Raw genomic sequence first — 21,707 nt, forward strand, 5'->3', positions numbered from 1 at the left:
CTATTTCCAGTAGGGTGATGTGTCTAATTCATCACCCAGGTTCTCTCTAATATCGGCTAATTCAGCAGGCGTAAAAATAGTTGACGCAACAAGGATTTTCATTATCTCTTCAGCGTTTTTTTCATCTAACGTAGACAAGGGTAAACCTTCACGTTCGAACCTGTCTTTTATTAATAGAAATAACTCATCCTGAGCAAAGCGTTTAGCCAATTTTTTATCAGAAAATTGTAGGTTGTATCGTGAGAAATTCAGCGCTCTTTCGCTATTTTCGTCGTAATCCCGATCTTTTTTGCCAGCCCCGTGGTAAGTATCCTCTTCAGCAAAAGTAACGCCTGAACGTTCTATGTTTCGATCATGAATCATTTTTACCGCATCGCGCTCTTTTGTAATACTGGTGTTCTTGTGTTTGTGGTAGAAAGTGTCGTAGTGGGCGCGTGTGACTTTCATTCCATTAAATAGGCCCATAAAGGCTTTTTTTAATCCGTGCCCTTCTTTATAAAGGAACCTGGCAGCGTCGAGACCAGAAAGCCTAACAGTCGATCCGTCAAATTTTATAGACATAACCTTTCCCTCTTCCTTCTTATTTGTTTTATGGTATCTGGGAGCCTGTCCGAAAATAGACTACCCTACTGCGGTTGCGATAAATTGGTCTAAAAATTCCTGCTTCTTCGTCAAATAGCCCCACTATTATCCTCAGAAGCAGAAATTTTTATCCTCAATTTCTCGTAATCCTCGCTACGGGCGCTATTCTCGGTCAGGCTCCTAGAATAATATACAAAAGTACGGGTGGTTGGTTAAACAGGTGATTTTTCTATAATACGTCATATGACGTATTATAGAAAGGTTAATTGTAAAACTGATGAGGTGAACCACATCAGTCAGGGCGTTTACTTCCCGGTGGAAACGGCGACAAGTTTGACCCATTGTGAACCCAGGGTTCTGATGGTGATATGGGAATGAAGCGCTGTATACGGCGTTGACCCGTCCGGGAAAATGGCGAGGCCATTAACCTCAGTGGCATCAGTGGCATCAGTGGCATAAGCAGGCCAGGGCGTGCGTTTCAGTTTGCAGGTTTCTTTAACTGTGTGATTTTCGTATCGACGGTTGTTATTGCTTTATTATTCTCCACTGTATGTTAAAAACGCGTCGCTATACCTCTTGGAATGAAAAAAATCTTTGCCATTACCAGCATGATATTTATGGGTAGGGTCTTCATAGATAGCATCGTCGCCTGGGAGCGTTCGTTCTTCATTTTTCAGCTGAGCTTTTACTGATGCCTTATCGCCTTCAGGAATGTCCAGCATTTTTTCCGTTACCCCCTCAGGCAAAAACAGTATCGTTACATTACCTGAGGCTTGTTCGCTATCGGTTATATAGATACTGTCACCATGATCTGACAAATCCACGTTTTCACCGATAAACCCCGTGAGATTTTGATCAATGGATGTGACGACTTCCCCGGTCAGGGCGGCATACTTCAAGCCAAGCGCTTTCATCAGCTCATAGAAAAAAAACTCTGGTCGCTCTTTTGGGGCAAAGACCTTATCAATATCAAATTTGGATTCTGTTGGTTTTTTAAGGTTAAAATAATCATTAAACGCTTGGCTATTTCCACCTAGACTTACATGGGTATAAGCCCATCCACCTTTCGTTATTTTGCGCGTAACCCCTGGCATAAGCACAAATTGTGAGGTATGGGTAAATGTCGTCTGGCCTTGAGGACACAGCCAGATTCCAGCAATAACCCCTGGCGTATCTTCCGCTTTTTCAGTAATGCTGATCCCTAAGGCTTTATAGAATTTTCCGGGTCTTTTTTTTCTGTAAAAATAACGCCCACTATCGTAATAGTTTATTTTTTTACTCGTTGGTACAATCGCTATAGTCACTGTGTTTTCCCATTCGCTACCCCCTCGATTGTCAAGGCCGCTACCAAAAAAATCTGCCAGTTTTTCATTAAATCCCGCGAAAGCGGCAAAAAAGGTTTTCACGGTTATTTCTTTTTTTATGGGGTTTTTCTGTATTTCATCCCCGGAAAGACCAAGACTTTTAACTAATGCATTTGTATCCCATGTTGAAATATCGCTTCCTGCCAGTACAATGGCTTTTTCTGTTTCCACTGTGCCAGTGTTTTGCCCATTATCTAAAACGAAACCTGCGGAAATGGAACCATCATTGTTTTTATTAAACGTTAATTGTCCTATTTCTCCCTTTCTGGTTAGCACAACAGGTTTGGCTAAGTCAATCATGGCGATAAACTGATTAATTGCCGCATGTTGTTTTTCTTTTTCTGAACGTGGCACTGAGTCTGTCAGTAGCTTTATTGATTCTGCCTGTTTAAAGCCTAAAGCACGAATAACCTTCCGCGTATTCGCTTTAATAGTTTTATCATTATCTCCACCGATGATGACCCATGTTGCCGGGTCAGCATACAGCAAACCAGAAAAAGCTATCAAAGAAACAGAAATGAATTGGGCCCATAGCTTAGCGCTTTTTTTATTGAATACCATGATCAACCCTCCCATAAAACGTCAAAAGCAAGCCATCGCAATACACTCGTTATTTTCTCGAAATCACCTGTCTATAGGATAGAAGTTATTACTTGACTCTCAAGTTTTTGATGAAGGGGTGTGCAATAGTCAGCTAACGTTCAGGTAAGTGATGCTGTTGGTGCCTTTCTCCCTGGCACCTTCCGCAAACGGTCAGGTTTTGTCCAGGCATCACGTTGACAGAACCTGTGGCTTGAAACCCTCTCAATCAAGCCGACTGATGTCAGTTCCCATGAATTTAATGGGCTTCGCCAGCCGGGGTAACGGTCTCAGTATTTATTGGCAACAGCTCTGAAGTGACTGGGCAAACAACGCTACGGGTTCGAGGCACAAGCCGTCAAATAAGCATTAATGTTACTTTCAAGATGCATTGGGTTAATTGTCCCAATCACAGCAGATGATACCGCCGGGTGCGAAAAAACCAGCCTCATACTTTCAAACACCGGATCTTGTCCTGTCAAACACACATGGCCGCTGGCCAGGGCTTTTTTCACCAGTATCCCTTTTTGATGTTGCCTGGCATAGTCAAGCACTGGTTTTTCGCCTTGATCATTGAGGTTATAAGTGACCATCCCAATGTCTGATGATTGCAGTGCCAGGATACCTCCCTCAACGGTTTTAGTGGACATGCCAGTGGCACGAACCAGCCCTTCTTTTTTTAATGCTGCCAGTGTCTCAAGGCAGCCGGAGTGATGAATGATCGCCACATCATCACCGGATGAGTGTACCAGCATTATATCGAGGTAATCTGTCTTCAAGCGTTTCAGACTTCGCTCAACACTGAGGCGGATATGCTTAGGAGAAAAATCAAACCGGGATTGTCCTCGTTCAAATTCTTCACCCACCTTCGCGCAAATAACCCAGTCTTTTCGACGATGCCCCAATAGTTTGCCTAACCGCTGCTCACTGCTGCCGTAGGCCGGTGCGGTATCGAGTAGATTGATACCCCGTGACTGGCACAAATCCAGTAGCCTGAGCACAGTATTGTCATCAGGAATGGTAAAGCCTTCGGGGTATTTCACCTGCTGATCCCGGCCTATCTTTACCGTACCGAGACCTAAAGGGGACACGCTGATAGTCGTGCCAGGAATAACCCGTTGTTCAAGTACCAGAGATTCAGTCAAAACACTCACTCCAGAAAGGGGGGGCAAAGGAGGGCCGCGACACGGTGGCAGGCAGGGTAAAATCATCGTTGCCGGAGGGTGAAATACCACCGTCGTTCAACAGCTTGACCACCTCATCAGACAGATCTGGTGCCAGTGCCAGCTTGGTGGGCCAGGTGACGATGCCATTACCGACCCCTTGACAAAAGGCAGAATCAGGACGTGACAGCCCACCTTGTTTTGGCTCAGCCCGGTTAACCTTGAGGGTACCCCACTGTGCCTGCTCAAAACTCACCCAGGGAAATAACGCGGAGAGTTCTTTTTTTGCGCTGGCAATTAAATCCGCTTCTGACTGATTAACGCCTTCTTCTGCTATTTTACCACCGAGGTACCACACCGTTTCGCCGTTATTTGCCGGATGACTGGTAATGGTCAGCCGGGGTTCAGGCTTTGTGCCAATGCAGTGGGCAAATACCGGATCAGGATGACGGTGCTTCACCATGGGCATATGCAGGGGCCTTAGTTGCATTTCAGGGTGGCTGATCCCCCAGAGTTTCATCAGTGCCGCTGTTCCTTCACCGGCAGTGGTAACAAAGCGTTTTGCTGTCAGTCGCAAGGTCGATCCCCCCTGCTCAACAGCAATATGCTGGATTTGCCCGTTTTCTGCCAGCAGCCGGGTGTCTTTCTGCCAGTCAACCTTGATGCACCGGTTTTCCAGAGAGCTGACCAGGGTTTTTACTACGGATGGAATATTCAGAACCAATTCATTCAGTTGATAGACTTTACCGTTGAAGTCCTTCTGCCGGAAAATGGCTGGAAATTGCTCAGGCTTTAAAGGAACAACACGACCCCGCAGTGCCTTGCTGGCAAAAAAAGACGTCAGTCTTGACCCCAGTCCACCGGGCGACCAAAGATAATGGTATGGAGATAATACAGTGGCTTGAGTGAGGTCAATCTCGCCTTCACCGGCCAGGGCTTTACGCCAGCGATCGGGCATACCCGCTATGCACTGTGCCGCCCCGGTCAACGTGCCTGATAGCGTATATTTGGTGCCGCCATGGATAATCCCCTGAGACTTGCTGGTTTGCTCGCCACCGAGAACATTATTTTCCAACAGAACAGCCTTATAGCCTTTCAGGCTTAACGTACGAAGCAACCACAGGCCGGCAATACCGCCACCAATGATGATTACATCCGTATCAATCTGTCGCGTCATGGTATAACACCAGTGAGAAAAGTCGCGTCATTATAGTATTGAAAGGTTCGCGGCTACAATCCGTAGTCCTGACTTATCCCACGTTTTGCTGCTTGAACAATACACAGGGCAGTTATCAGTTACGTGACCAAACCGTTATTGCCGGACAACTTTCAAACGTCTCCTGAAGACCATGAAATGGCGGTGCGACGATTGTTAATCGTCACTGACAGAAATGGTCGGTGCAGCCTGAGCGCGCTGATTGCGCAGGGACAAAGCCGCCGACAGGTGACGGGCCATATCACGATAGATCAGGGTGATTTGTGATTCAGGCTCGGCGACAACCGTCGGTTTTCCCCCATCAGCCTGCTCACGAATCATCAACGAAAGCGGCAGTGACCCCAGCAGCTCAACACCATATTCCCGCGCCATCGTTGTGCCACCGCCTTCACCGAAAACAGGTTCCCTGTGACCGCACTGTGAACACACATGCATAGCCATATTTTCAATGATTCCCAAAACGGGAATGCCCACCTTGTGAAACATCTCGATGCCTTTTTTCGCGTCAATCAACGCCAGGTCCTGTGGTGTGGTGACAACGACGCTGCCGGTCACCGGTACTTTTTGCGCCAATGTTAACTGGATATCCCCTGTACCCGGTGGTAAGTCAATCACCAGATAGTCAAGCTCATCCCAAAGGGTCCGCGTCAGTAGCTGCAATAAGGCACCACTGACCATAGGGCCTCGCCAGACAGCGGGCGTGTCTTTTGTTAAAAGAAATGCCATGGACATCAGCTCGATACCATGGGCTGCCAGAGGGACAAAAAACGTCTCATTGTTGACCGCTGGTCGTTTACCTTCAGCAATGCCAAACATTTGTCCCATGCTCGGGCCATAAATATCCGCATCCAATACACCCACTCTAGCCCCTTCTGCTGCCAGGGCCAGTGCCAGGTTTGCTGCTGTGGTGGACTTACCCACGCCCCCTTTGCCAGAGGCCACGGCAATCACGTTTTTCACCGATGCCATGGCTTCGAGGTTACCCTGAACGGGGCCTGAAGCCACCTGCCAGTCAACCGCTACGCTAGCGTGCTCTACGCCTTCTACCGCTTCCAGCTTATAACGCAGTAGCTCAGCAATCCCTGAACAGAGTCCGTCTGCCGGATAGCCCAACCTGACAGACAAATTGACCTTGCTGCCCTCTACCCGGAGCCGCTGAACACACTCAGCCGCCAGTAAGTCCTGTCGCAGATAAGGGTCCTGGTACGATCGAATAGCTGCTTCAATGGCCGGACGGTTAGGCTGATTCATTTATGGAACTCCTGCGCAGCAGCGCCCGGTGAGGGGCGCATCAATTCAACGTGTCAGGGAGGGCATTGTACGGGTGGCTATCAGGTTTTCAAGGCGAGTTTGAGTTTCTCACGCGCGGCCTTGCCATTATCAGGGTCAATACCCTGCTCGGCCATGAGCTGCCGTTGTGACTGATCGGCTGCTTCATCAGCCTGACGAAACAGGGCTTTGGTTCTGCTGTCTTCAATCCCCAGGGCAATGGTGGCTTCCAGGTCTTCACCATCAAGCACGCGATTGCAGATAATGCTGTAATTGCGCTCAAAGACCGGATAAGCAATACGCTGCTCCTGAGCGGACAGTGTCAGCCAGCCCGTTTCCCGGGCGGCCAGATACACCGCCAGATGTGACCAGGAATATTCCCGCGTGCGCACCGGTGCCCGGCAGGCTTCATAGTATGCCTGTAAAGGCTCCTTCAGCCCCATTTCATCGAAGCTGGGCTGACATAAAGCTCTGATTCCCGCCAGGTCAGGCATGTACTTTGACGAAGATGAAATGGCTTTTTTACCCGCCAGCATTATACGACGAGGGCTAAATTCCTTCAGGACATTTTCCCAAACGCGTTTCGCTCTGACGTAGTCTTCATCTTTAGGAAAAGCACTACGAAATCTATGGGGATAAGCGTCCTCCAGCATCCTGAAAAGCGCGTTGATCGCATGCCCTAAGGCTTCCCTTTGCTGATCAGATAACGGGCTACCTGTTGACTTTTCTTCAGCATTAGTCTTCAAACTGCTCGAACCAGTCATCGTTCTGCCAGCTGGTGTCTGTAAGTTGTTCAACAGTTGAGCGTTCAGATCGTTGGCTTTTTTCACTTTGTTTCTGCTTCCAGCGATAGATCACATGGTTTTTAAAGACATTTTGCCACACAGGTCTGGCCTCCCCTCTTTCCATCCAGTACAGCTTGAACTCTGGCACTTGACTCAGGGTAAACTCAGGTGGAATGCCCTCATATTCTTGAAGGTACTCTAAAAACTCAGGCTTTGGCGCAAAATCTTTTGGTAGAGGCTGTACACGCGCCCCATCATTTTTTTGAACGAATTTATCAACCGGTTTGCCTTGGATAAACAGAGGGGACTCTTCAGGCAAGTCGTCCATGCGATCGGCCTGCCAGGTAGGAATCCCTGCATTTAACTGGCGGATAAACTTGTGTCTTTTGTGATCATTGTCTGTCATAGAGTCAACAATACCTGCCTTCCCGGTTCTGGTCTATATACTGTGACGCGCCGACGAAGCGCGTCAAAATGGGCAAGAAAGTGTGCGGCTCAGCCGCGCGCGATACAATGCGTACAGGACACGCTTGTGAACCTACCATTGTACGCACTGATCACTACAACATACCAGCGCTAATCGCTCACGCTTTTTGCGAACAGGCCCGCAAAGGGTATCGGCGACGGTAAAGCCCCCCTGTGTAAATCCACTATTTTCAGTATAATGACGGACTTTTCACTGGAGTCGAAACACAGCCCATGAGCCAACGCAAGATACTGGTGACCAGCGCCCTGCCCTACGCCAACGGGCCACTGCATCTGGGCCACCTGCTGGAATCCATACAAACCGATATCTGGTCACGCTTCCAGAAGCTGTCCGGTCACACCTGTACTTATATCTGCGCTGACGATGCCCATGGCACGGCCATCAGCCTGTACGCCGAAAAAGAGGGCATGACCCCGGAGGCTTATGTGGCAAAGATCCATCAGGAGCGCCTGAGGGATTTTGGTGACTTTCACATTGACTTCGATAACTACCATTCTACTCATTCTGAAGAAAATCGGACACTTTCTGAAAGTATTTATCTGTTATTAAAAGAAAAAGAACATATCGCCAGTCGTTCTATCGCTCAGGCCTTTGACCCTGTAAGGCAGATATTTCTGGCAGACCGCTATATAAAAGGCACCTGCCCAAAGTGTGGCGCTGACGACCAATACGGTGACAACTGTGAACAGTGCGGCGCCACCTACTCTCCGGCTGAGTTGAAAAATGCCCGCTCAACCCTCTCAGGAGCGACACCTGTTGAAAAAGACAGTGAACACCTCTTTTTCAAGTTGTCTGATTTTGACGCGTTTCTCAAACAGTGGACCCGCTCGGGCACCATTGAGGATGAAATTGCCAACAAACTGGCCGAGTGGCTCGACGCCGGTTTGCGGGACTGGGATATTTCCCGCGACGCCCCTTACTTTGGTTTTGAAATTCCCGGAGAGTCTGACAAATATTTTTATGTCTGGCTCGACGCGCCTATTGGCTACATGGCCAGCTTCAAGCACCTGTGTGAGCGTCGGGATGATCTGGACTTTGACGAGTACTGGAAAAAAGACAGTCACTGTGAAGTCCACCATTTTATCGGCAAAGACATTATTAACTTCCACTGCCTGTTCTGGCCGGCGATGCTCCGTGGTTCAAACTACCGCGCCCCCACCCGGGTTAATGTACACGGTTACGTGGGCGTAAACGGCGAAAAAATGTCCAAGTCCCGCGGCACGTTTATCAAGGCCCGAACGTATCTTGACCACCTCGACCCGGAGTATCTGCGTTATTACTACGCCGCCAAGCTGTCTAACCGGGTTGATGATATAGACTTTAATACTGACGATTTTACCCAGCGCGTTAATTCCGATCTGGTGGGTAAACTGGTCAATATTGCCAGTCGCTGTGCTGGCTTTATTAAAAAGCGTTTTAACGGGCAACTGTCCGCTTCTGATGGCGCGCCTGAGCTGACGACAAGGTTCCAACAAGCCAGCCATACCATTGCCGGGTTGTATGAAAACCGTGAGTTCAGCAAGGCCATGCGTGAGGTGATGGCATTGGCTGATCAGGCCAATGCCTGGATTGATGAAAGCAAGCCGTGGGTGATTGCCAAAGAAGCCGGTAAGGATGAACAACTGCACGCCATTTGTACTGCTGGCATTAACCTGTTCCGCTTGCTGATGATTTACCTCAAGCCAGTGCTTCCCGAGATGGCCGGACGTGCTGAGGCATTTCTCAATGTGCCGCCACTGACCTGGCAAGACAATCACACCCTGCTGTTAAGTCACAAGGTTAACCCGTTCAAGCCACTAATGACCCGTGTGGATGCCGATAAAGTCACCGCCATGATCGAAGCCAGTAAAGAAGGAGAAGCCAGTAAAGAAAAACAAGTGACCGCGACTCCGGCCAAAGCACCTGCTGCGGACAACTGGTTGACGAAAGACCCCATCGCCGACGACATTACCTTTGAGGATTTTGCCAAAGTGGATCTGCGCATTGCCAAAATAGTGAAGGCCCAGCACGTAGAAGGCGCTAAAAAACTGCTGAAACTGACACTGGACATTGGCGGAGAAACCCGTCAGGTCTTCTCAGGGATTAAAGCCGCTTATAGCCCGGAAGCATTAATGGGCAAATTAACGGTTGTGGTGGCCAATCTCCAGCCCCGAAAAATGCCATTCGGCATCAGTGAAGGCATGGTATTGGCCGCAGGACCGGGTGATAATAACCTCTGGATTCTGGAACCCCATGATGGCGCTGAACCGGGAATGCGTGTCTTGTAAATAACGGTTGGCCAAAACCGTACACCCATAAAAAAGCACCCTTAAGAAAGACGGCGTTCAAACACTGTCTTAAGGGTGCTGTCTCCTGGCCAATAACGTGATCATGCTCGGCCAACCCGATCAGGGCTTTTGCTCCCGATCCTGAATTCAGGATAACCGGTATGCAAAAGCCCGCCAACCAGGCGACAGGGTGTTTATACCCATGGCCTTTTCTCCACTTTCTCGACTTTCTCCACTATTAGCGTTTTGGTCCTGGTCTTCTGTGAGCTCTACCTTTCGCAGCACCATTTGGATTGGTGGGCGCTTTCTTTGGCGCGGCAGCCGCAGCAGGTGCAGCAGCCTTGGGCGCAACCGGTGCAGCCGTAGCCGCCGGTGCGGCAACAGGACGAGCCTGTGGCACAGGTGCCGGAGGTATTGGAACAAACCCATTTGCCAACACCGCTGGAGAAACATGGGGGTTTATGACAGGGTTAGGGTCTACCTTTTGAGCGAGAAAAGCTTTGACCTGGTCAATGCTTGATGGATTTGCGCCAAACTGGGACATTGTCTTTTCTATCAACTGTATATCCATCATCGAGACCCCTGTGTCGTTGATGATTTCATCGAGGCTATTGGCCTGAAACAGAGTCACAAGTACATCCCTGCAATCCTCCTTCGCAGGCCCTAATAATCGATAATAGACGGTCTGTGGTTGTTCATCGAACTCTCCTGAGATAGCTTTACCCCAAGCTAGCTCGTGTGAGAGATGGTCCACAACATCGCCTTGCCACGTTGGATTATCTTTCAGTTTCCGCAATAGTCGCTCCAGATAGAGGGTGATTTGACGGCCCGTAGCTTGATCAGGCAAACCATCAATAGCACTGGCGCCCAATCGCCTTTGATCAGCGCTGCTGGAAGCCATTGGATATGGCAAGGGCGCGGGTACTGGGCCGCCGTATCCCGCAGTTGTCACAGACTCTGGCTTTTTAACGTCAGCTGTTGGGGTCTTACTTTCAAATTGAAAGAACGACTTCACTTCCCCAAATGTTGGGGGGTAAAGGATGGTGTCCTTTTTCTTCTTTGATGACTCTGCTGCACGGAAAGAGGCTGAGAGGTCATCTTTAGTCTTTATTTCTGCCAAAAACCCATCCAACACTTTGGTTGAAGCATTTAGCCTTGCTGTGCCATAGTCATCGACTTTTTTCACTTCGGCCTTTTTCACTTCAACCTTTTTTACTTCAGCCTTTGACGGCCTTTGAACCGATCTTACATCGAGCGTTAACGGTTTCGCAGTCTCACGGGGAGTAGCTGATGATGCTGGAGCGTATCCACTGACAGACGTTTTCCCAGACACTGGCGCTGCATAGCCAGCGGTTGAGTGAGCGTCTCCCATTGCTGAACGGTATGCCATCGCTGTGTCCATGAATTTAAGTTTTTCCTCGGATTGTTCAGTTTTCACCCGCATCGATGAAAGCTCCTGAGACACAGCGTGATTCTCATCCAGAAGCGTTTTTAACTGGTCGCTCATCTTTTTTAATTTTTCTTGATGTTGCCTAACTTCTTCGTTGTATTTTGCCTCCTGCTCTGCATATTCCTTTGCATTTGCCTCTATTTCTTCAAAAATAAACGTTTTCACCTGTTCAAGGCTTTGCTTATCTTCACCCGATGACGCCAGCTTAGACGCAAGTTCCTCAAGCGCGTAAGGGCCCAAACCATCGGCATCTTCCTGGCTTGTCCAGGCCAATGATTCCATAAATGACTCTGGAAAAGAGATTAATGGAAGGTTTTCTAACCCTCTCTTAATCAGTTCATTAAAAAAAACGGTTGCCGCTTGTTTGGCCTCACGGCATACCTCTGCCATCTTTGAATGATCTTGTTGATGGGAGCCAATATAAGAGGCTACCGCTCTCACTGCATTATTAACGAAAAAGTCTTGCCACTTGGGATCTCTTAGCTTATTTGACAGATTAGCTATATACTCCATGATTTGCTCAGTACTGGCACGCTCAGGTAAGCGCCCGGCAATTTGGGAAGGCTTTGGCCGTGACGGCACATCAGACAAAGAGGTTGGTTGCCCTTCTTCTGGCAGCGTTGGCATTTGGTGAACAGTCATCGTATCCAATTTGCGCCATGATGCCCCTGCAGGAGGGATTTGATAAAGCATTGGCGCAGCGGGAGGCGCAGACTTTACAGAGTGAGAAAACGCGTTTTTTTTCCCTTCTGCAGGGGGGCTGTTTTCCGGGGTTTTGCTAACGGGGGCTCCATTGCTGCCTCTTACTGGTTCCATCATTCATTCCTCTTGGTTAGTTATCAGGGGAACCCCGTTGGGTAGTGAGCTTCAGGGGGTGTTCTGTTGCCCTGTCATTACCCTCAGGAAGGCTTCTCATAAGCATTCGCAGGCACTAAATGAGCTCGCCCTGATGAATTTATGGGTCGAATCGTATGTTCATATATACCCTATAAGAGTCCCTGGTATTGATGATGGTTCCTCCCTGGTCAGAAGGGCTAACCGGCTTGTCAGACCCAGGAGCCTGTCGGACTTATGCTTTCGAGCATAAAATTCAGTAGGGCGAGTCAGAATTTTAGGCCGAAATGGTCTTAAGTCCGACAGGCTCCTGGCAAATCCCTTTATGCTTGTTATTGTCTGATAAAGCGCAGGGGAGCAGGCAGGTGATCTTCCGTGCTGCGCCAGGGATTAATATCCAGCCCGCCACGGCGCAGGTACTGGGCGTACACGGTCAGACGCTCAAGATCAAAACAACGACTGAGATCCATAAAAACTCGCTCGACACACTGCTCATGAAACTCATGGTGTTCACGAAACGAGCAGACGTAACGCAGTAAGGAAGCATGGTTGATGCCCTCACCAGCATAATCAACCACCAACGTTCCCCAATCAGGTTGGCCGGTCACCAGGCAGTTAGACTTTAGCAAGTGTGTGCATAGCAATTCACGGCGGTAGTCATGATCTGACTGAAGCAGTGCCGGGTTGTAGTGGTACTGGTCAATGGTAATAGGCAACGCGTCCAGGCACAGTCCCGGAGCAGGCTGGATACCCTGTGCCTCAAAATCAGCAATGGTCATCAGGTGAACGATGACCCGCGCGCCCGCGCGCTCGCTGAGATCTCGCGTTAATAGGGTATGAACGGCATCATCGTGCTCAAAACGGGACTGATTCAGTGAGTTCAGGTACAGCTTGAAAGATTTGGACTCAATCAGGTTGGGGGATTCACAAGGCAGGGTAAACGCCGCAACCCGCACCACCGGCCTACCCTGGAGATTAAGCCAGGACACTTCATAGCCATACCACAGGTCGCGCCCGTAAAAGGGGAGATTATTTTCATCAACTCCCAGCTCATCCCGCTTGTCGGCACGCGCCACAGGAAACAGAAGGTTTGGGTTATACTGGCTTTCGTAGGCGCTTTTTTTACCCAGGGGGGATTGATCGAGGGGTTCAGTCATTCAAACACTCCTTTCAGACTAAGGGCAAGAGCCCGTCCGAGAATAGACTGCCCTACTGCGGTTGCGATAAATGGGTCTAAAAATTCCTGCTTCTTCATCAAATAGCCCCACTATTATCCTCAGAAGTAGAAATTTTTATCCTCAATTTCTCGTAATCCTCGCTACGGGCGCTATTCTCGGTCAGGCTCCTAGATAGCCATATTGCCAGTGTGAAGGTGGACTGAGCAGAACTTTCCCAGAACCACAAGGATCACAAGGGGTATAAAGATCAAGGAGACCAGGCCCACGCTTATGAAATAGCCAGGTTACGTTCTCAGCCCTTTGCCCGTTTTCAAAAGGTGTATACTATAGGCCGCTAATGCCACGATAGCGAATGCCATCACCAAAAAGGCCATGGTCACGTTAATGCCACTGGCTTCGCCAATAATGCCGTAGCGAAACGCATTGACCTGATACAATATCGGGTTTAAAAACGACAGTTCCCGCCACAGTGTTGGCAGTATATCCACTGAATAAAATACACCGCCTAAATAGGTTAATGGCGTCAAAACAAACGTGGGGATAATCGACACATCATCAAACTTTTTCGCAAACACGCCATTGATAAAGCCAGCCAGAGCAAACAAGAGGGCTGTCATGAACACGGCCATCATCATGATCAGGACATTGTGAATCTTGAACTCGACAAAAAACAGGCTCAATGCCATCACAATGGCCCCTGTAATCAGGCCGCGGACAGTCCCGCCCATGACATAACCTGCCAGGATCACCCAGCTCGCCACCGGAGAAACCAGCAGCTCTTCAATGCTTTTTTGAAACTTTGTGCTGAAAAAACTAAAGGCGACATTGGTAAAGCTGCTGTTAATGACCGCCATCATCACCAGCCCTGGCACGACAAAGGTCATATAATCAAAGCCGCCCATAGTGCCAATACGCGAACCAATGACGCTGCCAAATATCAGAAAGTACAGTGATATGGTTATAACCGGTGGCAACAGTGTCTGAGGCCAGATACGCATAAAGCGCCGGATTTCACGAAATAAAATCGTCTGGAATGCCACCCATTGCGATGCCATCAGTTTTGCTCTCCCCGAGTTAGTTTGACAAACAATTCTTCCAGACGATTAGCCTTATTTCGCATACTGGCTACTTCGATATCATAGTCGTTTAGCTGCCTGAACAGATTATTGACGCCAGCGGATTTATCCACCTCCACTTCCAGGCTGCGGGTATCCACTTTTTTAACCCGGTACCCGGAAAATGTCGGCGTTGTCTCCATGGGTCGCTTTAAGTCCAGAATAAAGCTTTCTTTTTTCAAGCTGCTGATCAGCTCCTTCATGGAGCAGTTTTGCACAATATTTCCCTTATCAATAATGGCGATATTACGGCACAGTTGCTCGGCTTCTTCCAGGTAATGCGTCGTCAGAATAATGCTGGTGCCCTTAGCGTTAATTTCTTCAAGAAACTCCCACAAACTCCGTCTAAGCTCGATATCAACACCGGCTGTTGGTTCATCCAGAATCAGCAGGCGCGGTTCATGAATGAGTGCCCGGGCAATCATCAAACGGCGTTTCATTCCGCCTGATAGCATCCGCGCAATGACGTCACGCTTATCCCATAAGCCCAGTTTTTTCAGATAATGATGAACTTGAGGGCGGGCTCGTGCTGCGGTGATACCGTAATAACCCGCCTGGGTGACGAGAATATCTTCTACTTTTTCAAACTGATTAAAGTTAAACTCCTGGGGTACTACACCGAGTTCCCGCTTAGCACTGACCAGGTCTTTATCAATGTTGTGTCCGAAGATACAAACGTCGCCGGATGTTTTTGTCACCAATGATGAAATAACACCTATTGTCGTTGACTTACCTGCTCCATTTGGGCCAAGCAGTGCAAAAAAGTCACCTTCAGTCACTGACAAGTTGACCCCTTTCAGGGCTTCCATACCATCCCCATAAGTTTTTCGCAGATTGTTAATTGTTAATGCCTGGGTTGTCATTGTTGCACCCTCCCTGTATCACATAGCTGATTGGTGGTATTTTACTGGTAAGATTATCTCAGAAACCTTCCCTGAGGGTTTACTGTCCGCACAGAAATTTTACTCATCTTGCCAACAAACAGTGGCTGTTTCCAGATAATTATTTTTATTGAGCTATAAGTGTCAGCCATATCTGTAATTGTCTTGAGTTCACATTAAACGACACCTTGTTACTACAAGCTGGTCGTACTTCTGAGCAGAGTCTGGCGTTGTCTTGGTGATAAAGCTTCAAGCTGGTTTATCAAGAGGGGCAAAATAATGAGAAGTTGTCTTAACCGTCGTGCTGTTTACCGCAGTGTGCAATAAAAGCTTCTAAAGAGTGGCTTTATTGGTATTAACTAGCGCGGTGTTCGCCTGTCAATATCACGGCTGTCCGGCTAATTGTCTCGCCATTGCTATTAGTCTTTACAGGCCGTGCTCCTGGGCAAAATTTGCCTCAGGTACACGAAATCCGTCAAGCTATGGGCACAACGCCTGTGATCCATTAACCGAACAGGCTGGCTTTAATCAAAGCTCATACCTATTTGTCAAACTTTAGCGGCTGTTCACCATCTTTTGTGGGTTGCACACCAATAAAACCCGACTGTTGTCGTTTTTTCGTTACATTTTCTCCGTTACGTAGCATCACTAGGCGTTTGAGAAAATTCAAAACAGGCAGTCTTTATCATCGGTTTTACTTTTCACAAAAGATCATGAACAGCTTCTTAACGCTTTACTTAGAAAACTTATAGAAAGCCGCTGTAGTCACCTTCATACCTTCAACGGTGAATTCGTCCATGTATGAGACGGTGCCTTGATTTTCTGAATCCAGATTGACCTGAATGTCGGATAATTCGATGGGCCTGGGATACTTAAGATGAGAGCAAACTTTCGTTTTAGCGCCAGTAAGATCTTTACAACACAATATAGCGGTCGTACCCGTCCATTGATTTTTTGTCGCATCATAATTCAAATGTGTTGAGGTTGATAACTTGGCTTGGGTACTCTCTGTTTTTTCAGTGTGTCTGTCAAAGATCACGATATGTTTGCCTGATCCATCTTTGTGTGAAGTCATACCCCAATGACCCGCGCCAGAACCTTCTCCACTGGTCTGGCCAGCCTTAAACGCAAAGGTGGACGTTTCTTTACCTGTATCGGCCGCGAAACCCATGGAAGTCAACAAAGAAACAGACGCGCCCACGAGAACTTTAGTTAAGGTATTCATTGAATCAGCCTCAATCAGATACACTGGATTTATTGCCAGCGGTTTGTCTCAGAGCATAAATAATTTTGATCAAACCGGTACGTTTTATGCCCTTCTTAAAGCGTTAGCGTTTAAAAGCTTACCAAAAGCTGTTAGAAAAGGTGTTGCCCTACGACAGGGTGATTGTTTACCGATAAAAAGGTCACAACTTTGTCTTGCCCCACGTGTGCTTTGATACCGCTTAACGCGATAGGTTGGGTGGTCTTTACGTTTGATGCGGAGTAAAAAAACAACCAGAAAAACTTTTACCATTGAGCACAGAAAGCCTGTCACTCCAGGTATGTTGGAGAATATACGCTGTGGTTTCTGATTGGGTACTCACAAGCGTTGTACCCTAAGTGCCTGAATCCTGTTCTTAACGCTTTATTGACTCGAATTACGCACTACTACCACCACGCAGTGTCTGTCCCATTGGGAATGTTACTGCCTGTTGTTGTCGATGGTAGCGAGGTGCGTAACGTTAGTTTCAGTTATTTAGTAAACGTAAAAGTCGCGTCTGAAGTAACCTGTACACCCTGGACGGTGAGTTTTTCCTCGTATGAAACGTTACCAAGGTGTTCTGCGTTCAGAGTGGAGTTGATTTTAGATAGTTTCATGGGTTGCTTTAGTTTAAGATATTGACAAGCCTTCGTTTTAGCGTCATCAAGATCTTTACATTTCAATACAGTGGTGGTTCCAGTCCATGCCTTTGTTGACGCGTTATAGGATAATTTCGTTTTGGTTGTTAAATTGAAATGGGAGTCCGTTGTTTTCATGGTGCTTTGATCATGGATCATGATTTTATTACCGGTTCCATCACTTTTTGCCATGAAAGTCCAATGACCTTTACCACTCCCATCACCACTGCACTTCTGACCGGCTTGAATTTTATAGGTGGACGTTTCATTACCTTTATTTGCCGCGAAACTCATGGTAGTCAACAATGAAACAGACACACCCACGAAAACTTTAGTGAAGGTATTCATTTAACTAACCTCAATCAGATACGCTGGATTTATTGCCAGCGGCTTGCCTCAGGGCATAAACACGAACAATTTTTACTGATTTTGACTAAATTGCCGTGTTTTATACCCTACTCAAAGCATTAAAAACCCTACGTTTAAAATGCTTGTAAAAAACCATCAGAAAAGCAGTTACACTTCCACAGGATAACTGTCTGCCGTGTAAACGGGTACCAAGGCTATTTTGATCCCGATTTACTGTGATACCGCTTAACATCATCGACTCAATGATCGTTATGTATTTGATACAGGGAAAAACCAACCAGTAAAATGTTTACCCTGATTAAACTTTATTTACTCAAGTTTCGCAGTACTACCACTGAGCATCTGTCCCATTGAACCAGTTACTATCTGTTATGATCGACGGTAGCGTTAGTTATTGAGTCAACGTATAAGACACTGTGGTAATCACCTCTGTGCCTTGCACATTGTACCTGTCTTTGAATGAAACAGTGCCAAGGTTTTCTGAATCCAGATTGACTTTGATGTCGTATAATGGGATGGGTTTGGCATACTTAACAAATTGACAGCCTTTCATTGGAGCGCCGGGAAGGTCTTTACAATGAGCGACAGAAGTCGTGCCACTCCATAGTTTTGTGGTCATATCATGATGTAAATGCGTTACCACTGATGACTTGGTATGGGTAAGGTTTGTTTTCTGGGTGTTTGTATCATAGATTTCAAGATCGGTTTTACCTACGCCACCGAGTATAATGATCCCCCAGCGACCTTCACCACTTCCTTCGCCACTGCCCTTCTTACCAGCATCAACCTTATAAGTCGAAGTTTCTTTACCTGTATCTGCCGCGAAACTCATGGTAGTCAACAACGCAATGGAGACGCCCACAACGGCTTTAGTCAAGGTGTTCATTTAATCAACCTCAATCAGATACACTGGATTTATTGCCAGTGGCTTATCTCAGGGCATAAACACAAAAAAATTTGACTCAATTGACATGTTTTATACCCTTCTTAAAGCTTAATTTAATACCCATAAACCCTTCTAATGCCGTCGTTACAGTCGTGGAAAATCTGACTATAAAAAGCCCACGACAAACCAATAAAAAAGCAGTTACACCGACGACACAGTAACTACTATTTCATAAAGTGATCCCAAGGTTATCTTGATACAGACCCACTTTTATACCGCTCAACACTATTGATAGACGATCTCAATGAACGATCTCAATGTATTGACACCGATTTAACTGCCGTAGTATTTGTATAAACCCACCTGACAAACCCCGATGCAGATGATCATTTCGTACCAAAAGAAAGTATTTCATCCAGACTAGCCTCAGTCTTGTAAAACTGTTTAAAGCCTGCGTAAATAATTCGAAAAACAAACGTCACAACAGCTTCCCAGTGACCTTGGAGCCTGTCGGACTGATACCCATCGTACTGTTCAAGGGGCTGCTCATTGTTTTGTGAAAAGCGAAACCCGTGGGAAAAGCTGAGTGTGTTCAGTTTTTCAAGAAGCACGTTAACCATTAATAGCAACCAGAGTTCAAGCAGGGTTTGTTCCACTGACGAGCAGGCTTATAATCTTTGTGCAAGCCAACTGACTTGAACTATAGTGTTTTGGAACCCTGTTTTTACCCCATTCTATAACGCCCCCAAAATGTGATCAGTCCACTTTTTTGTTGGGTGCGAGAGGTTGGTGAAATGAATGAGGAATCAGCAGCACTCATCCTTCAAAAGCAATGGCGACAATTTATTGCTTATCGAAAAGATGATTACGCTTATATTCTCGCTGCCTGCCAAGCGTTGGGAGAAAAGGAAACCAATGGCGCCAAGGTGATGCAGGCCATGCAAGGAGGTCAGGTTGTTGTCTACACAAAAGGGATCATCGGACAACCCCTTAAGGGTCACTCGGCACTTTTCATTAATGGGCTGCAAGTGCACCTGATGCAGATAGATGTTAGTGCTGGTGAGTTAGCTCCGAACGATCCATTAGGTTGTTTGGTTAATATGAGAAGCCAATATCCATTGGTAGATTGCGGAAACGCTAAAGGGGTCTACTCACATATAAAAATACCCGACGAGGATGAAGAGGCTGATTATAATGACAAGGACTTTTGCAGTGCAGTCATGCACAAAGCCACGAAAGGGTATTTTTATCTCGTTCACAAAAAATTCACGGAACAGCTAATTGCTTCTACTTATCGCGAGGTCCTGAGGTTTGTCAGTATGCCCTACAGCTACGGCATACACTACTGTTGCCACAGCTTTGTGGCTAACGCTTTAAGGGATGCATTTACTTACAGGTTTGACGATGAATAATGCTTGTTCAGGGAGTAAATTGGTGTTACTGAAAGCGGTGCTATTGGGAGTGGCGCTATTGAAAGCGGTTCTATTGATTGAATGAACCCAGTGGCCGTTGAATATGAATAGACATATCAGACCCCATCAATAAAATTTGCCACAGTGCCCGTCAGCGACTACTTTTTATTTCTCTGATAATTGGAACTAATCTGGGTATTATTTATGTTCAGACATAAAAACATTCAATTAATGGCTTTTTTTCTGCTGATTTTTTTATGTGTACGCCCTGCTGTAGGCGGGTATATCGATATCAAAGGAAGGAACAGCTTTAGCTATAGCCCCGAAAAAGAAGAAAACGAAAAAAATGGTGAGAATGAAAAAAACAATGAAAACAATTGCCTTGAGATAAACATTACTAAAATGACCAATCCGGAAAATTTCCTGTCTGATTTGCGAAGTGCCTCAGATGCTATTGCCAATGATTATATTCGCCTTACCAATAGCCGGTTTAATCTGGAGGAAAAAGCCATTCTTGGTCATTGTATTTATGCTATTGAGGCAGGCACGTCGACTATTCCAACAGACTTCACTATCAGTGAAGTCTGTCCTCTGTTCAGTGAAGGAAAGCCGGGGTTTCTTATTACCACATCGAATGCAGTGCGCTATCTGTGGTTATGCATCGCCCACCTGCATCTAAAGGATCAAACTCGAAGTTGTCCAGCTTTTACTGAGAAGAATGAAACTGACCTATGTCACGATTTGGGGATTCCATACTTTCAAACAGGCAGTATCAGGGGCTATAGTTTAATGATTGATTTTTATGGTAATCATAGAATCACCAGAAAAGTCAAAGAAAATAATTGGACAGCTTGTACGGACTATAATGTTTTTATGATCAATTTTTTGATACCAATCAATGAAACTATATGGGATGAAGAAAATTTAATAGTAACCTTAAGGGGGGAGAATAATGATAGCATCAATCTACTTTATAAAAAACAACAATAAAATAGTTGTACAACCATCAAAGTCCCCAAAATCAGGTGCCTTTGACAAATATTTCCAATCTCAGTGGTAAGTAAAGCAGTTTTTGCTTGTGAGGTCGGTAAATCAAGCTCAGTGGCGTCAGAAAACTGTTTTACCGGGTACCTTCTCAACACAATGACTGACAGTTTAGCGGGTATTTTTAACTGAATTTTATGGCAGACCTTCAAACCGGGCTTGTTCTACTGACTAACCGGCTTATAATCATTGTACAAGCTCGCTGACCTGACCCAGAGCGTTTTGAAATGGTGTTTTTAGCACATTCTATAACACCCCCCCCAAAATCTTATTAGCCCACTTTTTTATTGGGCGCAAGAGGTTGGTAAAATGAATGAGGAAGAGGCAGCAGTCATTATTCAAAAGCAGTGGCGAGAACTTATGGCTTATCGCAAAGACGATTATGCTTATGTTATTGCTGCCTGCGAAGCCCTCGGAGAACAGGAACGTCATGGTTCTTTGGTGATAGAAGCCATGGAAGGAGGAAAAGTCGTTGTCTACAGTATCGGGGTCATCGGACAGCCCCTTCATGGTCACTCAATGCTTTACATTAAGGGGCTGCCAGCGCACCTGCTGTTTATGAATGCCGCTGCCAGTAAATTTGGCCCAAAGGCACCCGTTGAGGATCGTTTCGCCAATATGAGGGGCCAGTATCCATTTTCGCCAGAGGGTGGAGGCGGTAAACAGTTTTATTCACGTATAATAATGCCTGATAAAAACACCAAGGCTAGTTTTGGTGATACGCGTTTTCGCAGCAACATATTTGGAAAAGCCACAAGAGGGTTCTTTTATGTTATTCACGAACAATTCACGGATCGATTAATTGCCTCTGCTTATCGCGAAGCGCTGAGGTTTGTCAGTATGCCCTACAGCTACGGTATACACTACTATTGCCACAGCTTTGTGGCTAACGCTTTGAGGGGCGCGTTCACTTTCAAGTGTGGCGACGACTAATACCAATAAAGC

The 21,707-nt window shown here is 46.7% G+C and carries 19 protein-coding genes; 4 read left to right on the plus strand and 15 right to left on the minus strand.

Going from position 1 to position 21,707, the window contains the following annotated elements; all coding sequences use genetic code 11:
* From V4C51_RS03510 to V4C51_RS03540, 7 genes are all read right to left on the minus strand, one after another.
* On the minus strand, window positions 1–561 hold the full coding sequence (locus V4C51_RS03510; RefSeq protein WP_330924743.1) for a hypothetical protein: 561 nt from the start codon (window positions 559–561) through the stop codon (window positions 1–3).
* A 557-nt stretch (window positions 562–1,118) separates the two neighbouring features.
* Entirely contained in the window at window positions 1,119–2,507 is a 1,389-nt protein-coding gene (locus V4C51_RS03515; RefSeq protein ID WP_330924744.1) for a hypothetical protein, read from the minus strand.
* Window positions 2,508–2,860: 353 nt separating this feature from the next.
* Window positions 2,861–3,670 (minus strand): aldo/keto reductase, encoded by an 810-nt coding sequence (locus V4C51_RS03520; protein ID WP_330924745.1) that lies wholly within the window; start codon window positions 3,668–3,670, stop codon window positions 2,861–2,863.
* Complete coding sequence (locus tag V4C51_RS03525; protein WP_330924746.1) at window positions 3,663–4,865, minus strand: FAD-dependent oxidoreductase; 1,203 nt, start codon at window positions 4,863–4,865, stop codon at window positions 3,663–3,665. Before V4C51_RS03525 ends, V4C51_RS03520 begins: the two co-directional genes overlap by 8 nt.
* A 195-nt stretch (window positions 4,866–5,060) precedes the next feature.
* Window positions 5,061–6,155: an iron-sulfur cluster carrier protein ApbC gene (apbC, locus tag V4C51_RS03530; RefSeq protein WP_330924747.1), complete on the minus strand. Its 1,095-nt coding sequence runs from the start codon at window positions 6,153–6,155 to the stop codon at window positions 5,061–5,063.
* An 80-nt stretch (window positions 6,156–6,235) separates the two neighbouring features.
* Complete coding sequence (locus V4C51_RS03535) at window positions 6,236–6,937, minus strand: replication protein P (protein WP_330924748.1); 702 nt, start codon at window positions 6,935–6,937, stop codon at window positions 6,236–6,238.
* Window positions 6,909–7,364 carry a DnaT-like ssDNA-binding domain-containing protein gene (locus V4C51_RS03540; protein ID WP_330924749.1) on the minus strand — a complete coding sequence of 152 codons (456 nt, stop codon included), beginning with the start codon at window positions 7,362–7,364 and terminating at the stop codon, window positions 6,909–6,911. Before V4C51_RS03540 ends, V4C51_RS03535 begins: the two co-directional genes overlap by 29 nt.
* A 239-nt stretch (window positions 7,365–7,603) precedes the next feature.
* Here V4C51_RS03540 and metG point away from each other — a divergent pair, with 239 nt between their 5' ends.
* Window positions 7,604–9,712, plus strand: coding sequence for a methionine--tRNA ligase (gene metG / locus V4C51_RS03545; RefSeq protein ID WP_330924773.1), 2,109 nt, complete (start codon window positions 7,604–7,606; stop codon window positions 9,710–9,712).
* A 238-nt stretch (window positions 9,713–9,950) separates the two neighbouring features.
* Here the strand turns inward: metG and V4C51_RS03550 are convergent, their stop codons facing one another.
* The 8 genes from V4C51_RS03550 to V4C51_RS03585 all read right to left on the minus strand — a co-directional run bounded on the left by V4C51_RS03550 (window position 9,951) and on the right by V4C51_RS03585 (window position 18,962).
* A complete protein-coding gene (locus V4C51_RS03550; RefSeq protein WP_330924750.1) occupies window positions 9,951–11,981 on the minus strand; it encodes a hypothetical protein in 2,031 nt (676 codons plus the stop codon).
* Window positions 11,982–12,328: 347 nt separating this feature from the next.
* Complete coding sequence (queF, locus tag V4C51_RS03555) at window positions 12,329–13,153, minus strand: NADPH-dependent 7-cyano-7-deazaguanine reductase QueF (protein WP_330924751.1); 825 nt, start codon at window positions 13,151–13,153, stop codon at window positions 12,329–12,331.
* Between the two features lie 305 nt (window positions 13,154–13,458).
* The gene (locus V4C51_RS03560) at window positions 13,459–14,229 is read right to left on the minus strand and encodes an ABC transporter permease (protein ID WP_330924752.1); all 771 of its coding nucleotides are present in this window, start codon (window positions 14,227–14,229) and stop codon (window positions 13,459–13,461) included.
* Complete coding sequence (locus V4C51_RS03565) at window positions 14,229–15,152, minus strand: ABC transporter ATP-binding protein (RefSeq protein ID WP_330924753.1); 924 nt, start codon at window positions 15,150–15,152, stop codon at window positions 14,229–14,231. Before V4C51_RS03565 ends, V4C51_RS03560 begins: the two co-directional genes overlap by 1 nt.
* A gap of 751 nt (window positions 15,153–15,903) precedes the next feature.
* Entirely contained in the window at window positions 15,904–16,395 is a 492-nt protein-coding gene (locus V4C51_RS03570; protein WP_330924754.1) for a hypothetical protein, read from the minus strand.
* Window positions 16,396–16,904: 509 nt separating this feature from the next.
* Window positions 16,905–17,399, minus strand: coding sequence for a hypothetical protein (locus tag V4C51_RS03575; RefSeq protein WP_330924755.1), 495 nt, complete (start codon window positions 17,397–17,399; stop codon window positions 16,905–16,907).
* Between the two features lie 412 nt (window positions 17,400–17,811).
* Window positions 17,812–18,306: a hypothetical protein gene (locus V4C51_RS03580; protein ID WP_330924756.1), complete on the minus strand. Its 495-nt coding sequence runs from the start codon at window positions 18,304–18,306 to the stop codon at window positions 17,812–17,814.
* Window positions 18,307–18,692: 386 nt separating this feature from the next.
* Window positions 18,693–18,962, minus strand: a complete 270-nt coding sequence (locus V4C51_RS03585; RefSeq protein WP_330924757.1) for a hypothetical protein — start codon at window positions 18,960–18,962, stop codon at window positions 18,693–18,695.
* Between the two features lie 138 nt (window positions 18,963–19,100).
* Here V4C51_RS03585 and V4C51_RS03590 point away from each other — a divergent pair, with 138 nt between their 5' ends.
* From V4C51_RS03590 to V4C51_RS03600, 3 genes are all read left to right on the plus strand, one after another.
* The gene (locus V4C51_RS03590; RefSeq protein ID WP_330924758.1) at window positions 19,101–19,718 is read left to right on the plus strand and encodes a hypothetical protein; all 618 of its coding nucleotides are present in this window, start codon (window positions 19,101–19,103) and stop codon (window positions 19,716–19,718) included.
* 204 nt (window positions 19,719–19,922) lie between these two features.
* Window positions 19,923–20,708 carry a hypothetical protein gene (locus V4C51_RS03595; protein ID WP_330924759.1) on the plus strand — a complete coding sequence of 262 codons (786 nt, stop codon included), beginning with the start codon at window positions 19,923–19,925 and terminating at the stop codon, window positions 20,706–20,708.
* A 363-nt stretch (window positions 20,709–21,071) separates the two neighbouring features.
* Entirely contained in the window at window positions 21,072–21,695 is a 624-nt protein-coding gene (locus V4C51_RS03600; protein WP_330924760.1) for a hypothetical protein, read from the plus strand.
* Window positions 21,696–21,707: the final 12 nt, after the last annotated feature.

Origin of the sequence: Candidatus Sororendozoicomonas aggregata (assembly GCF_031528575.1) — a bacterium.
Classification (GTDB): Bacteria; Pseudomonadota; Gammaproteobacteria; order Pseudomonadales; family Endozoicomonadaceae; genus Endonucleibacter; species Endonucleibacter aggregata.